This is a genomic window from Candidatus Cryosericum terrychapinii (assembly GCF_003570925.1).
GTDB lineage: Bacteria > Caldisericota > Caldisericia > Cryosericales > Cryosericaceae > Cryosericum > Cryosericum terrychapinii.
Genome location: NZ_QXIS01000008.1, coordinates 1 through 15967, shown reverse-complemented (window position 1 = coordinate 15967; position 15967 = coordinate 1). Strand labels below are relative to the sequence as shown.

Annotated in this window: 10 protein-coding genes; 4 read left to right on the top strand and 6 right to left on the bottom strand. The window is 58.2% G+C overall.

Annotated elements, in window-relative coordinates:
• Positions 1 to 23 precede the first annotated feature (23 nt).
• Both SMC7_RS01860 and SMC7_RS01855 read left to right on the top strand, forming a co-directional pair.
• Positions 24 to 338, top strand: coding sequence for a DUF6506 family protein (locus SMC7_RS01860; RefSeq protein WP_119088687.1), 315 nt, complete (start codon positions 24 to 26; stop codon positions 336 to 338).
• Between the two features lie 374 nt (positions 339 to 712).
• The gene (locus SMC7_RS01855) at positions 713 to 3691 is read left to right on the top strand and encodes a PAS domain S-box protein (protein WP_119088686.1); all 2979 of its coding nucleotides are present in this window, start codon (positions 713 to 715) and stop codon (positions 3689 to 3691) included.
• A 97-nt stretch (positions 3692 to 3788) separates the two neighbouring features.
• Here SMC7_RS01855 and SMC7_RS01850 read toward each other — a convergent pair whose 3' ends face one another.
• From SMC7_RS01850 to SMC7_RS01825, 6 genes are all read right to left on the bottom strand, one after another.
• Positions 3789 to 4568, bottom strand: coding sequence for an ADP-ribosylglycohydrolase family protein (locus SMC7_RS01850; protein ID WP_119088685.1), 780 nt, complete (start codon positions 4566 to 4568; stop codon positions 3789 to 3791).
• 267 nt (positions 4569 to 4835) lie between these two features.
• Positions 4836 to 5312, bottom strand: a complete 477-nt coding sequence (locus SMC7_RS01845; RefSeq protein WP_119088684.1) for a metallophosphoesterase — start codon at positions 5310 to 5312, stop codon at positions 4836 to 4838.
• 22 nt (positions 5313 to 5334) lie between these two features.
• The gene (locus SMC7_RS01840) at positions 5335 to 6480 is read right to left on the bottom strand and encodes an AAA family ATPase (protein WP_165845050.1); all 1146 of its coding nucleotides are present in this window, start codon (positions 6478 to 6480) and stop codon (positions 5335 to 5337) included.
• 348 nt (positions 6481 to 6828) lie between these two features.
• A complete protein-coding gene (locus tag SMC7_RS01835) occupies positions 6829 to 9162 on the bottom strand; it encodes an ABC transporter ATP-binding protein (protein WP_119088682.1) in 2334 nt (777 codons plus the stop codon).
• Positions 9159 to 10886, bottom strand: a complete 1728-nt coding sequence (locus tag SMC7_RS01830) for an ABC transporter ATP-binding protein (protein WP_119088688.1) — start codon at positions 10884 to 10886, stop codon at positions 9159 to 9161. The genes SMC7_RS01835 and SMC7_RS01830 overlap by 4 nt, the downstream gene beginning before the upstream one ends.
• An 18-nt stretch (positions 10887 to 10904) precedes the next feature.
• On the bottom strand, positions 10905 to 11525 hold the full coding sequence (locus SMC7_RS01825; protein ID WP_119088681.1) for a TetR/AcrR family transcriptional regulator: 621 nt from the start codon (positions 11523 to 11525) through the stop codon (positions 10905 to 10907).
• Positions 11526 to 11820: 295 nt separating this feature from the next.
• On the opposite strand from SMC7_RS01825, the gene SMC7_RS01820 reads away from it, so the two are divergent.
• Entirely contained in the window at positions 11821 to 15453 is a 3633-nt protein-coding gene (locus SMC7_RS01820; protein WP_119088680.1) for a PAS domain-containing sensor histidine kinase, read from the top strand.
• Between the two features lie 220 nt (positions 15454 to 15673).
• Positions 15674 to 15967: PAS domain-containing protein (locus SMC7_RS01815; protein WP_119088679.1), on the top strand; the 294-nt coding region annotated here is incomplete at its 3' end.

Here is a 15967-nt window from a genome sequence, read left to right as displayed (position 1 = left end):
TAGAATATTATAGGAGGTGAATTATGGCATTCACATCGTTGTTCATGGCGCACGTGCCTGACGCAGACCCCGAAAGGGATGCCTGCCTACTGGGAACGGAGAAGTACAAACTCTACGTACGACTGGTCAAAGGTCAGGCTCAGGCATTGGAAGTCTGCAGAACCCTTGTCAAGGAAGAGGGCATCGAGGCTATCATCCTTTGCCCGGGCTTCACACACAAGGACATCGCAGAGATTCTGGAGGTCGTGGGACCCACTGTTGCAATAACCGTTGCACGGGGCGATGGACCAAGCTCGAAGATCTCAATGGAAGCGATGAAGAAGGCGGGCTGGTTTTGATCTCCTGAACGCCTTTCCGTTCTTGGGGTCAAGCGTTACCATTTCCAAGCGGTAACATTTGGCTGCAAAGTGCCAGAGTCATGAAGCGGGTTCAACGGACAAGGACTCCCTCCTGCGCGGAAATAACAAATTGGACCCCTTCTTCCTCCCCCGGCGTGCCCTCGCCAGAGGAACGCTGTTTGCCAGGGAATGATTCTCGCTTGACTGACAACCGCCATTTTCTATACTACAGAAAATCAGGTTGCAGGCCATACAGGCCTGCGGCCGGTATGAAGACGGTTCATGGAAAAGGAGAAGTGCAATGCAGCATGGCACACCACTTGAACCACTAACGGTCACTGCTTGGACGCTCGCGATGTGCTGGGGTGTGTTACTTGACAACTGAGTCCTTTATCGCGCTCGTCGCCAACGCCACCCTGATGCTGTCACTGGTCTATGTCTACGACCTGCTGAACGTCGTCCGATGGGTGTCCGAGACCTGGATAGGGCACGTGATCATCGGCATCGCAATCGGTGGGCTCGGCATTTTCGTTATGCTGATGCCCTGGACTTTCGTCCCCGGCATCATCTTCGATACGCGGTCCGTCCTGCTGGCCACCTCCGGGCTGTTCTTCGGCACCATCCCAACCCTCGTCGCAGTGCTCATGACAGCCACATACCGCGTGATCCTGGGCGGCAATGGGGTGGTGATGGGCGTCTCGATCATCATCGCATCGGGCATCATCGGCGTGGCTTGGCGGCATGCGCGGAAGCACCAGCTGGCCACGCTCTCGTTCGGGACGCTGTACTCCCTCGGGCTGGTCGTCCACCTGGTCATGCTCGCGCTTGTGTTCACACTGCCGCTGCAAACAGCGATTTCGGTCCTCCGCAGCATCGCCCTCCCAATCCTCGTCATCTATCCGGTCGCGACCGCCGCGTATGGCACCATGATGGTTGAGCGACTGCGGCGTAATCAGGCGGCTGTGGACGTCCGTGAGAGTGAGAGCAGGTTTCGAGCCCTGTTCGAGCAGGCGGCCATCGGCGTTGCCAAGATCGAGGCCGCGACTGGACAATTCGTCCTCGTCAACCAGCGATACGCTGATATCGTCGGATACTCCCGCGAGGAACTGCTCTCGCTGGACTTCCAGACGATCACCCACCCCGATGACACACCAACTGACTTGCTCAACACGAAGCGTCTTGCCTCCGGACAAGTACGTGAGTTCACAACCCAGAAGCGCTACCTTCGCAAGAATGGCACACAGGTGTGGGCGAACCTGACCATCTCCGCACTGTGGAATCCCGGAGAGCCCCCGACGTATAACATGGCTATGATCGAGGACGTCACCGAGGGCAAGCAGGCCGAAGACGCGCTGGCATCATCCCTGTCTCTGCTCAAGACCACCATGGAATCGACAGCAGATGGAATCCTCGTTGTGGACCGAAACGAGCGCATTACGCTATGGAATCACAAATTCGCCGAAATGTGGAAAATCCCGGAAGAGGTCATGTCCAAACATGCTGACAAACTAGCAGTCAACTATGTTCTCCAGCAGATGGCTCAGCCGGAGGCGTTTCTGGCCAAAGTCAGAGAACTGTATGGACAACCGGAAGAATCGAGTAGTGATCAACTCAATCTTGCAGACGGACGCATTTTCAGGCGCTACTCCCAACCCCAAAGAATCGGCGATGATGTCGTAGGCCGCGTGTGGTCCTTCTCCGACATCACCGAGCGCAAGCAGGCTGAGAAAGAGACTCGGCGGGAACAAGCGTTCTTCAATCAGCTGGTGGAGACGGCCCCGGAAGGCATTGCAATCACCGGTGACCAGGGCAGGGTCCTGCGGGTGAACGCCGAGTTCATACGCATGTTTGGCTATGACGTTGATGAAGCCGTCGGACAATCTATCGACAACCTGGTGGTCCCTCCCGCACGCGATGAAGAAGCCCGAGCGATCACGAGGTCGACCAGTCAGGGAGGGGAAATTCGTATGGAAACAGTGCGGCGCAGGAAGGACGGCTCCCTCGTCGATGTGTCCCTCATCGTCGCACCCATTCTGATCGCAGGGAAGCAAGAGGCGGTTTACGCCATCTACCGCGATAACACCGAGCGCAAGCAGGCAGAAGAGGCGCGCGAAAAGGCGGAGGCTCAACTCCGTCAGTCCCAGAAGATGGAGGCCATCGGGACACTGGCAGGAGGGGTGGCACACGACTTCAACAACCTGCTGACCGGCATCCTGGGCAACATCTCCCTCATGCGTAGCACCCTGCCCCCAGCAGACCCGTTGCTGGAGAACCTGGACGCAGCCGAGACCTCTGCCCGTCAGGCAGCCGATCTCACGAAAGGACTGCTGACCTTCAGCCGCGGTGCCATGGTCCTGCCGGTTCCCACGAATCTCACGGCCGCGCTCGATGTGGCCCTGGCACTGCTGAAGCAGTCTCTGCCGGCCACGATGGAGATCGTCCGTGACTACGGGCGGACAGTCTGGAACGTCCTGGTGGACCAGTCGCAGATGACACAGATCCTGCTCAACCTTGGGGTGAACGCACGTGATGCCATGAAGGGCAAGGGGACGCTGACCATCAGTGTCAGGAATGAGGCAGTTGGAGAGGAATACGTCCAGACCAATCCCTTTGCGCGCAAAGGGGAGTTCGTCCATCTGAGCGTGACAGATACCGGAGCCGGGATTCCGCCAGCAATCCTGGAGCACTTCTTCGAACCCTTCCATACGACCAAGCCGGTCGGGTCCGGCACGGGCCTGGGGCTCTCCATCGTCTACGGTGCCGTGAAGCAGGCCGGAGGGTGGATCACGGCAATATCCACGGACGGTGTCGGGAAGACCGCCCCTCCTATTGAACAAACATGTTCGGGAACGACCTTCGACATCTATCTGCCACGCTGTCTGGACAAACCCAGGAAGTCCATTGTTCCCGCATCCATCCCCGTGAACGCAGGCAACGACAGTATCCTGGTGGTCGAGGACGAACCAGTCGTGTGCGCGGTCGCCAAGGCGTTTCTGAACAGGGGCGGGTATGTCGTCCTGACAGCACCAGACGGGGCGTCAGCCCTGAACGTCCTTCACGAACACCTGACGGACATCGGGCTCATCCTGCTGGACATGACCATGCCCGGCATGGTGATCGATGAGATCGTAAAGGCCATCCGGGCCCTGGATCCCACGGTCCCCATCCTGCTCAACTCCGGGTATACTTCCAACGACACCGTCAAGCAGATGCTCGCGGAGGGTAGTGTCCAAGGGTTCCTGGGCAAGCCGTACGATCCTGGACAGCTGCTGGGCGCAGTGCAGGACATACTCCGCACAGTCCGGCAGTCTGCTGCGGTCGAGAGCACGACCCGGACCGTTGTTGCCGGCTGACCCCAACAACAAGGGCTGATTCCCGCATGCGCGGCAGAGCGCCACTCGCCTTGGACAAAAGGGCCCGGGGGAATGACGGAGCGGCTTGCTGGATACCCTAGGACGGCGGGATGTGATACTTGTCCTGGAAGGCGTCGAGGATGCCGATGAACTGGGGGGTCAGGCGGGCACGTGCCTCTCTGGCGATATCCGCCGGAACTCCACCATAGAGTGCCTCGGCGATCGAGCCAGCGATGGCGGCTTGTGTATCGGCGTCACCGCCCAGAGCAACTGCACGGCACACCGCGCCCTCGAAGGACATGGAGGTCAGCGCACAGATGAGTGCCTCAGGTACCGACCGCTGGCACGTCTCGTCGAACGAGCAGGATGGCTGGATGTCCTCGTAGGTACGGTGCAGGTCGTACCCGAACCGAGTCTCGAGCACGTCCCGGATGACAACCTGACTGGTCCCCTGGCGGGCAAGGAAAATGGCAGCCGCCGTGGCCTGAGCACCCTTGATGCCCTCCGGGTGGTTGTGGGTCACCTCGGCTGAACGCTGCGCCTCCTCCAGCGTTTCCTCCAATGTGTCGAAGGCCCAGCCCACGGGGCTGACGCGCATGGCCGATCCGTTGCCGAAGCTGTTATAAGGTTTCGAACCTGGCGTGGTGAACCACTGCAAGAACATCCCACCAAAACCAGCATCTGGATGCTCCAGCGCAAACTCTCGCAGCGTCTCTTCGTATGGACGGCCTGTCAGCAGCGTCTCGGCCACGGCCATGGTCAGGACCGTGTCGTCTGTCCACTCTGAACCTTGGCTGAACAACGGGAAGTCCATCGACTTGATGGCGTGAAACTCATAGACCGAACCGATGATGTCGCCTGCAATTGCTCCCAGCATCGTCATTCCTCCCGAGGTCGAGGCAGCATACGTCGCACCTCACCATACCTTTAGTATAGTATACAGCCAATTGCTGTGCTGAGAGACGAACAGAAGCTTGGATTCCCGCCTGCGCGGGAGTAGCAACCGGAGTGTAACACTCTTGTGTCGAATGGAACCGTCCCGAGAATGTTACAGCTGATATGGGGTCGGCTGGTAATTGCACACCTGGTGGTACACGAGGGGCTGGATTCCCGTATGCACGGGACTGACGAAGCGGGCGCTGTTCTACAGTTCGTACCCCTCGGCTGTCACTACGCCGTCTCCCAGATCCAGGACGACGTAGGTCGCCATGCGGGCGGGGAAGCGGCCCTCGATGCTGCCCGGGTTGACGAGGAGGATGCCGTCCTGACGCTCAATGAGACGGCGGTGCGTGTGACCGAAGAGGACGACGTCAGCCCGGTCCTTGCGCCCCCGTTCGAGGAGCAATTCCACCCCATACTTGGTGCCATAGCTGTGGCCGTGGGTCATAAAGATGCGCCTGCCGGCGATCCGCAAGAGGCGCCGGAGCGGGAACAACGCACCGAGGTCGCAGTTGCCGCGCACGGCGTCGAAGCGCACGGATGGATACGCTGCGCTGAGGGCAACGATGTCGGCCTCACCATCGCCACAGTGGAGCACGCGGGTGATCTCAGGATGCCGGAGCATCGCCTCCTTCAAGTTGGACGTGTTACCGTGCGAATCGGAGACGACGAGGATGTGCATGGAGGGAACAAGTGATATGGGGTCAAATGGTGTTGGATCGTGTGTCCTTTATCCATGCCGTCATGACAGGATCCACGAGGTGCCATTCCTTGTCATACTCAACAAGATCCAGCATCTTGAGTGCTTCTATAGCTTTCTGCATACTCGAGGCCGGCACGTGATACCGCTGTAAGTACTCATAAGCCGACGGTTGCGACGTCGGTTCGACAGCAATGCTGGTCAGCGCGCGTCGCTCAATGGGGGAAAGTCCGGTCCATGTTGCTTCAAAGAGAGCTGTAGTATCGTCGAGAAGCGCATTCCATGACGCTTCGACAATATCCTTGGTACACAGAGTCTCGGTCATGCCCCACGCAAAAGCTGCCAACCGCCGGACGTACGACGGATAACCGGCGACGTGATCGTAGATCAGAGAGGCTATGTCAGGACTACATGTTTTGCCACTCTCCGAGAACTTCTGGACAATATAGGGAACGAAATCATCGCTGCTGATGCTGTTCAGTGTCATGAATCCGGAGCTTCCGTAGAAAGGGCGGTTCTTGCCGAACATGTCCATGAGCAGTTGTCGTCGACTTCCCACATAGACAAAAGAGATGCTCTTGTGCATCTGGACATGCGAACGTAGCGTCCCTTCAATCCTCTTCGATTCCGGGAGTGTTGCGATTTCCTGAAATTCGTCAAACACGCAGCACGCTTTCCTGTGGTTCTTCTCAACGTAGCTAAAGAGGTCTTCCATAACATCATCGAGCCCTGTAGCAGGCGATGTTCCCGGTGCCAATGCTGTAGAAACGACAATTCCTTCCGGGCGTGCTTCGAAGGTCACGGTAAAGCTTCTGAACAGGTTGGCAAGCCGACTCCGGAAATTGCCCGGAGACGCTCCACGTCCAATTCCCGCAACAACCGCTTTCGCGAGCTTCGTAACAAAGTCCTGCTCGGAAAGGACAGAGAAGAAGTCGACATATACGGTTAGGAATCCTTGCTCCCGGAGACGGGCTTGGAGGTGAAGAGCGAGAGAGGTCTTTCCGTAGCGACGAGGGGAGCTGAGGACAATGCTCTGCCCATCCTGCACAAGGCGCTCTAATTCGGCGAGTTCCTGCCTTCTGTCGCAAAAATCAGAACCACCGGCAACACTAGTAGTAAATGGATTACTGACTGTTGCACTTCTCTTCATAGTGGATTCCTCCATAACATCAAATGTGTTACATGATACGTGTTACACGATACGTGTTACACCACAAGTCTAACAACAACAATGACTCGTGCAAGCTATCGATATGGGGTCAGTTGGCAAATAGGCCACAGGTAGCAAGCAAGGAGGAATGGATTCCACGCCTGCGCCGAAAGCACCCCTCGTATTGGACTAACATACTCGGGGGGAAATGGCGCACCGAGGTGTAACACTCTTGGAACCGTCCCGAGAAAGTTACAGCTGCGAGGCAACGACAAAACGACCCCGGCCATGAAGGCCGGGGTCGGTGATGTACTTCACATCAGCAGCTGGATGAACTCAGACAGCCTCCTAGGTGATTGCCGCACCAGTGAACTGGCTGTTATAGAGATCCGCATAGAATCCGTGCTGTGCGAGCAGCTCCTTATGGGTGCCCTGTTCAACGATCGCACCGTGGTTCATGACAAGGATGTGGTGCGCGTCTCTGATGGTCGAGAGACGATGAGCGATGACGAAGCTGGTCCTGCCAGCCATCAACTGTGCCATTGCTTTCTGGATGCGTACTTCCGTTCTGGTATCGACACTGCTTGTAGCTTCATCGAGAATGAGGACGGCAGGATTGGTCAGGACGACACGGGCGATCGTCAGCAGCTGCTTCTGGCCGGCTGAGATGTTGGAGGCCTCTTCATTGAGGACGGTATCGTATCCTTCGGGCAGACTCCTGATGAAGTGATCGGCATGCGCCGCCTTCGCTGCGGCAACGATCTCCTCCTCCGTAGCATCGTCGCGCCCGTAGGCAATATTCTCACGGATCGTGCCGTTGAAGAGCCACGTATCCTGCAGGACCATACCAAACATGGTGCGCAGACTGCCCCGGCGCATTTTCCGGGTCTCGACGCCGTCGAACGTGATGGCGCCACCCTGGATGTCATAGAAACGCATGAGCAGGTTAACCAGCGTCGTCTTGCCTGCTCCGGTCGGTCCGACGATGGCAACGGTATCACCTTGCTTGACGTCAAGATTCATATCCGCGATCAGGGGTTCGGTCGGACGGTAACTGAACGCAACGTGGTCGAACGTTATGGCACCACGAGGTTCGGCGATGACGATCGCATCGTCCGCGTCGGGCTTCTCCTCGGGCTCGTCGAGCACTGTGAACACTCGCTCGGCACATGCCATCGTCGACTGAATGACGTTGGCGATGCTCGCCGTCTGGATGATCGGCATCGAGAAGGACCTCGAATACTGGATGAATGCCGTGATGTCGCCCAGATTGAGGAGATTCCTGGTGACATAGACGCCTCCAAGGACCGCGATGAAGACATAGCCAAGGTTGCTGATGAAGTTCATCAGGGGGAACATGACGCCTGACATGAACTGAGCCTTCCATCCGGCCTGATACAGGTCATTGTTGACGGCCTCGAAAGTAGCGATCGATTCTTGTTCATGGCCAAACGCCTTGACCACATTGTGGCCGGTGTACATCTCCTCTGCATGACTGCTGAGGCGACCAAGGTGCAGCTGCTGTGCGCGGTAGAACTTCTGTGATTTTCGTGCGATGAGTGCCGTTGTGATGATGTACAGTGGCAGCGTGGCAAGGGTCACAAGGGTCAGCTTCCCGCTGATCGTAAGCATCATGTAGATGTAGCCGAGAATCTGGAACACGGAAACGATAACCTGTGTGAGGCCCTGCTGAAGAGTGGTCGAGATCGTATCCATGTCGTTGGTCATGCGACTCAGGATCTCGCCATTGGAGTGCATGTCGTAGTAGCGGAGGGGCAGTGCCGCCAGCTTGTAGTCGAGTTCCTTTCGCATGTCATAGGTCGTCTTCTGGGCAACATCCGACATAATGTACTGCATGACAAAGGTGAGCAGCGCACTCAGCACATAGACAAGGAGAAGGAAGAGCAAGGTCTTCCCGATCGCGGGCAACGGGATGGTGCCACCGTTTTCCCGGATATCGGCGATGCCCCTGTCGAGGTCGGTCTGTGAGACGTTGATTGTCTTCTCCTGGCCGGTCATCGGCAGGAGTTTGCCCAGATTGATAATGGTCAAGACGGTGTCGGCTTTCTTGTTGTTATCTGTAATGCTGCTGACGAGGGGCAGCGCGACGAATTGCTGCATTGCCGTGAACTGTGCCGGTGTCAGCTTGGCCACGCCCAGGAGACTCTTCTCCACCGTGCTTCTCGCGGTGTCCGCAGCCTTTGCCTGAGCAGCAGCAAGTGCTGCCGCGTATCCTGGTATGCTCTCCAGTGGCACGCCCGGGAACTTCGCCGAAAACTGCTGATCGATCCCTTGCTTGGCAGCCGTCTGCGCCTGCGTTACAGCAGCATCTTCGGCACTCTGCATCTGCTGCAATACCTTCTGTATCTGAGGAACACCCTGCTCCTGGGCCTTGGAGATCCCGCTCACCATACTCTTTGCCACAAACCCGTTCATGAGCTGGTTCACGGCAGTTCCACTGATCTTGGGGCCATACACGGCGAACGCAGTGCTCGCGATGGCAAGCGCAAAAACAATCATCAGTTTGGCAGTTTGCGGTTTGAGATACTGTATAAGACGTCTGGTCGTGCCCCGGAAGTCCTTGGGCTTCTCTACCACCCCACGCAGACCGCGGGGACCTCCACCCATAGGCCCAGGGCCACCGGTAGCTATCGGTCGTTCTTTTCTCGTATCATCGCTCATGCCAGTTCCTCCTCGGAGAGCTGCGAGTAAACGATCTCGCGGTAGACCTCACAGGTCTTCATCAGCTCCTTGTGCGTGCCGATACCGGCGACTTTGCCTTCATCCAGCACAATGATGCGGTCGGCATTCATAATACTGCCCACTCGCTGGGCGACGATGATGACCGTCGCGTCATGGGTCTCTTTCTTCAGAGCCGCCCTGAGGTTGGCATCCGTCTTGAAGTCGAGCGCCGAAAAACTGTCGTCAAAGATGTAGATTTCCGGCCTGCGGACAAGAGCACGTGCCATGGCAAGCCGCTGTTTCTGTCCCCCGGAAAGGTTCAGTCCGCCTTCGGAGAGCATCGTCGCGTATCCGTCCGGCATCGTGGTGATGAACTCGGCTGCCTGTGCCACATCGGCGGCGTGTGCCACTTCCATGTCCGTGGCGTCCCCCTTGCCGTAGCGGATGTTGTCTGCAACGGTGCCGGTGAAAAGGACGGCCTTCTGGGGCACGAAGCCGATCCGGCGTCTGAGGTCCTCCTGCGAAAGCTCTCGTACATCCACGCCGTCAACCAGGACCTTGCCACTGTCCACCTCGTAGAACCGGGGGATGAGGCTGACCAGCGTGGTCTTTCCACTGCCGGTGCTGCCAATAATGGCTGTCGTCTCGCCGGGCTTTGCGTCGAAGCTGATATTGCTCAGGGCAGGTTCTTCGCCTCCGTCATAGCTGAAGGTGACGTCCTGAAACGCCACATAACCCCGTTCGGTATCGATCTGTCGTGTCTCAGCCGCGTCCGTTATCTCGGGGTGCGTCTCGAGCACCGCCATGATGCGGTCGCTTGCCGCCACACTGCGTGGTAACTGGATGAACAGCATTGTCAGCATGAGGATCGCTATCAGGATCTGAAGGGCGTACTGCATGAAGGCAAGCATCGGGCCAAGAGTAAGATTACCACTGTTGATGCGCTCGCTGCCGAACCAGATGATCGCGATCGTGACGCCGTTCATTACGAGCATCATGAGCGGCATCAGTCCCGCCATGATGCGGTTCACGCTGATGTACGTATTGGTGACATCAGCGTTGGCCTGGTCAAAACGAGCCTTCTCATGGTCGATCCGATTGAACGCACGGATGACGCGGATACCAGTGAGGTTCTCGCGGACAACCTTCGTGATCTTGTCGATCTCGGCCTGAACTACGCCGAAGAGCGGTATGACCAGCCTCATCGCGATCACGATCACTACGGCGATGACCGGCAGAGCGACATACAGGATCCGTGTCAGCTTTGGGTCTGCGGCATAGGCAAGAAATGCGGCGCCAACACTGGTGAAGAGTGCGTTTGCGATCATGGTCAGGAACAGGACGGTGCTGGTCTGGACCTGGACGACGTCGTTTGTCGTCCTCGTGAGCAACGTCGACGCCCCGAACTTGTCAAATTCGTGAAGGGAGAAGTTCTCAACGTGCGTGAAGATCTTGGCACGCAGGACCCTGCCCAGGCCCAGGGCTGACCGGGAAGCCATCAGGCTTGCCAGTACGGCACAGATCCCGCCCGCTGCTGAGACCAGGAGCATGATGCCCCCTTCCTTCCAGATGTAGCCGGTATCGCCAGCAATGATGCCCTTGTCGACGATGTTTGACATCAACGTGGGTAGCTCAAGGTTGGCCCTGACCGACAGGTACATGAGTGCCACACCAACAATGATGAGAATGGTGAACTGCTTCAGATTCCGATAAATTTTGAACAGATTACGCACGGTACCACCTCAATGTAATGTTACTGTCTGTGATGCAGGTTGAAATATTCGCATGAGTATTTCGGAGTCAGGCATTGTTTCTATGGTTCCGGAGACTTTCAGTGAAGCGAGGCCGAGGATTGCTGAAAAGAACGTCTGAACAAGCTCTGCAGGATCTCCCTGCGCTATCTGGCCCTTGTGCTGTCCCTGTTCGATCACCTGGACCAGCATATCGAACGGTCTCCCTGAGCCATGCGGATGCTCAATTGGAAGCATGGGATACATACCGCTCGTCATGGCCTCCATCATGAGAACAAAGAGGTATCCTGCCGATTGGTGCTGCCCAACGCTCTTGAAGATTTGCGCGACCAAGGCTCGCATCTTGTCGATCGGCTCCCTGTCATCTGCTTTCACTTGCTCAATCATGCGTCTCGAGGAATCGACTGCATCCCTGACCAGTTCGGCATAGATCTCATCCTTCGACTGGAAGTAGTGATACATGAGCCCATAGCTTATCCCTGCTTCCGTCGCAATGTCACTCATTTTTGTGGCCGCGAAGCCTTTGTGTATGAAGACCTTCAGGGCAGAAGAGAGGATCTGCTTCTGTCTATCATCTTTGATCTGTATATTTGCTTCTTCACTACGAGGCATGATCCACACAACCCCCTTTGATTGACTTGTCAGTCAACGAAGTGTCAGTTTATGTCGGATCACATGCAAGACAACCCTGTCGACTTCACAGTTGGGACACCGTTTGACTGTCCACGCATTCTGCTTGACTGGTGCCTGCCACATTCTATATTGAAGGTAAGATCGATGGCCGCATGGGTCTGCGGCCGGCGTGACAACGGTCCGTGGAAGGGGTGGAGCGCAATGCAGCATGGCACCATACGTGAACTGCTGACTGTCCTTGCCTGCGTACCTTGGATGCACCGGGAGGTACCCGATGATTGGTGAGTCCTTTGGTGCGCTCGTCTGCAACACCGCGCTGCTCCTGTTGCTGGTCTACGTCTATGACCTGCTGAATGTCTTCCACTGGCTGTCCAGGACCTGGATACGACAGGTGATCGCTGGTCTCGCCATCGGCGTCATCGGCATCTGCGTCATGCTGATGCCCTGGACCTTCGCGACAGGCATTATCTTCGACACGCGGTCCGTCCTGCTGGCCCTCTCGGGGTTGTTCTTCGGTACCATTCCGACGGTGATCGCGGTTCTCATGACCTCCGCATACCGCATGGTCCTGGACGGAAGCGGCATGTGGACGGGCGTCTTGCTCATCGTCGCCTCAGGAGCCATCGGACTAGCCTGGCGGCGTGCACGGAAGCGCCAGCTCGCGAGCCTCTCGTTCTGGACGCTGTACTCCCTTGGGCTGGTCGTCCACTTAGTCATGCTTGCCCTCATGTTCACCCAGCCGCTGCAGACTGCACTTCAGATTATCGCTAGCATCGCCCTCCCCGTTCTTGTGATCTTTCCCATCGCGACCGCCGCATATGGTACACTGATGGTGGAGCGCCTGCGGCGTGAGCAGGGCACTGCGACCATCCGCGAGAGCGAGAGCAGGTTCAGGGCACTGTTCGAGCAGGCGGCCTTCGGTGTCGCCAAGGCGGAGGTGAAAACGGGGCGCCTGGTGCTCTTCAACCAGCACTTTGCTGACCTGCTGGGGTACTCCCCCGAGGAACTGCTCGGGATGGACCTGCAGACCATTACGCATCCGGACGACCGGGTAGAGACACCTCAGAAAATGGAGGAGCTGGCGTCCGGCCGGATACCCTCATTCTCCCTGGTCAAACGCTATGTGCGCAAGGACAGAGGCATCATCTGGGCCAACCTCACCATATCGCCGTTGTGGGCGGAGGGGGACGAGCCCGACTTCGCGATGGCCGCCATCGAGGACGTCACCGACTGGAAGCGCACACAGGAGGCCCTGGTCGCAAGCGAGGCGAAGTTCCACGAACTGTACGAGAACATGACCAGCGGATGCGCCATCTACTCCGTCATCAACGACGGCGCCACAGGAGCCGACTACATCGTCAGCAACTTCAACCGGGCTGCGCTGCGCATGGAAGGCAAGACGATCGACGAGGTCGTCGGCAAGAGCCTGCGGGACCTGCGGCCACGCATCGACGACTACGGCCTGATCCCTGTGCTGCAGGAGGTCTGGCGCACCGGACAGCCGGCGTTCTTCCCCGTCAGGGTCTATGAAGATGAACGGTTCTTCCGATGGTACGAGAACTATGTAGTCCGCATCCCATCGGGAGAGGTGGTCACCATCTACGACGACGTCACGGACAGGAAGCGCACCGAAGATACCCTGGCGGTCTCGGAGGAGCGGTATCGCACACTGTTTGAATCGATGCCCATCGGCGTGCTGTACTTTGCACCCGATGACACGATCATGTCTGCCAACCCCGCGGCCGAAGACATCCTGGGCATCACCCTGGGCGAGCTCGTGGCCCGCCGCCCTACGGACCTACGGTGGAGGAACATCCACGAGGACGGCTCGGAGTTCCCCGGCGAGTCCCTGCCCTCGACGCAGGCCATGCACACCGGAGAAGCTGTCCATGACGTCATCATCGGCATCTTCAACCAGCGCGAGGAAGTTTACCGCTGGGTCCGCGTCAACGCCATACCGCAGTTCCGCGCAGACGAGACCAGTCCCTACCAGGTCTACGCCACGATGGAGGACATCACCGAGCGCAAGGCCATGGAACGCCAGCTGGCGCATCTGGCGTCGTTCCCCGCGCAGAACCCGTACCCCGTCCTCGAAGTGGGGACCGACGGGGTGGTGCGCTTCGCCAACGCCGCAACCATGGCCACGCTTGCACGACTGGGTCTGGACCCCGATGTCCGCCAGTTCCTGCCCGGGGACGCCGAGCAGCTTGAACGCTTGAGACAACAGTGTGAACAGTATCCCCAGGCCCAGGAGTTGGCTCTGGGCAAGGCTACGTTCTACAGGGTGATCATGGCGCCGCCTGAAGCAGCGACGCTGCGTGTTTATGCCGTCGACATCACGGAGACCAAGGCCGCCCAGTCACAGCAGGAGCGCTACCTCAGTATGCTCGATCGCAGTCTGAACGAAATCTACGCTTTCGACGAAGAGTCGCTGAGGTTCGTCTACGTCAATGAGGCCGCCTGCCACAACCTCGGCTACTCCCTGGCGGAATTACAGCAGATGACGCCTCTGGATATCAAGCCCGCGTTCACCAGGTCAACCTTCGAGGAGCTGTTGCAGCCCCTGCGGGACGGAACCAGGAAAGTGCTGGTGCTCGAGCTTGTCCACCGGCGCAAGGATGGCACGACCTACCCGGTCGAAGTCCATCTTCAGCGGTTCCGCGGGGAGGGCCAGTCGTCGTTCCTTGCTTTCGTCAATGACATCACCGACCGCAAGCAGGCCGAAGCCGAGCGACAGCGGATGCAGGCGCAGCTCCTCCAGTCCCAGAAGATGGAAGCTGTCGGCGAGCTTGCAGGAGGCGTCGCGCACGACTTCAACAACAAGCTGACCGGTATCCTGGGCAACGTAGCCATCGTGAAGGAAAGCATGTCTCTGAACGACCCACTCCACGAGAACGTCGATGCCATCAGGACTGCAGCCCAGGAGGCAGCGAATCTGACCAGAGGGCTGCTGACGTTCAGCCGTGGAGCCATGATCCAGCCTGTCGCGCTCGACACGAACGCATCGGTCGAGCGGATCCTGGGTGTGTTGATGCAGTCCCTGCCCGAGTCTGTCACCATCGTCAACGAACTGCAGCCGGGCGTCTGGAACGTCTTCATGGACCAGTCCCAGATGACACAGATCCTGCTGAACCTGGGAGTCAACGCCCGAGACTCGATGGAGAGCAGAGGCATACTCAGCGTCGGCACGCGGAACGCGGTCGTCGACGCGGCCTATGTGCAGACCCATCCCTTCGCCCGCACCGGGGAGTTCGTCGTGCTGACCGTCGCAGACACGGGGCCGGGGATCTCGCCCGAGATCTTGCAACACATCTTCGAACCCTTCTTTACGACAAAGCCCGTGGGCGGCGGCACGGGCCTCGGCCTCTCCATCGTGTACGGTGCGGCGCACCAGGCCGGCGGATGGGTCACCGTCCGGTCGGACCCGGGCGAGGGAGCGCTGTTCGAGGTCTACCTGCCACGGTTGGTCGAACAGCTGCCACCCGCGGCCGTCGCGGCCCGAGCAGTCACACGTCCCTGCGCCGGCACGGTGCTTGTGGTCGAGGATGAGCCGGTCGTCAGCGCCGTCGTCCAGGCCCTGCTGTCACGTGCCGGGTACGACGTCCTTATGGCGGCCGACGGCGCATCGGCACTGCACACACTCGAGGAGCATGGTAGCGACGTCGACCTCATCCTGCTGGACATGACCATGCCCGGGATGACCACGGAGGAAATCCTGGCAGAGGTACGGCGCCTGTATCCAGTGTTGCCCGTGTTGCTCACCTCGGGGTTCGCCTCCACCGACATCATCACGCAGCTGCTGGAGGCGGGGACGGTGCAGGGATTCCTGCCCAAACCCTATGAGACGGACGTGCTGTTCGCCACTGTCGCCCGTCTGATGCGCACCACGGAGGGAGGACCCCGTTGAATTGCCCTGCGTGGACCGAGTCAGATGTACGGGTATCAGTTTGGGCCTGTGGTTTGAGCTTGGAACAAAGAGAATAGAAAAAGAGTTCTCCAGAGATGGGGAGCGCTTCTTGGTTGTGTTTTTTTGACATTTGGATACATTAGTTTTATGTGCTATGAACGCGGTGCATTCAGAAGCGAACGCAGGATACCACTAATTCGGGCTTAAAGAGAGGTCGGCCATGCCCAAAGAAATCCGCGATTCCGCCATTCTCAACCCCGCCGCTGACACGGCGACGGGCATCACCGAGATCCGTCGCCAGGAGTCCCTGCTTAAAACCAGGGCTTTGCAGAATGCGATTCTCAGCAGCGCCAACTTCTCGGTCATTGCCACCGACACAAAGGGCGTCATCCAGATCTTCAACGTCGGCGCCGAGCGTATGCTGGGCTATGCTGCCGCCGACGTAATGAACAAGATCAGCCCGGCCGACATTTCCGATCCGCAGGAAGTGATCGCGCGTGCCAAGGCGTTGAGC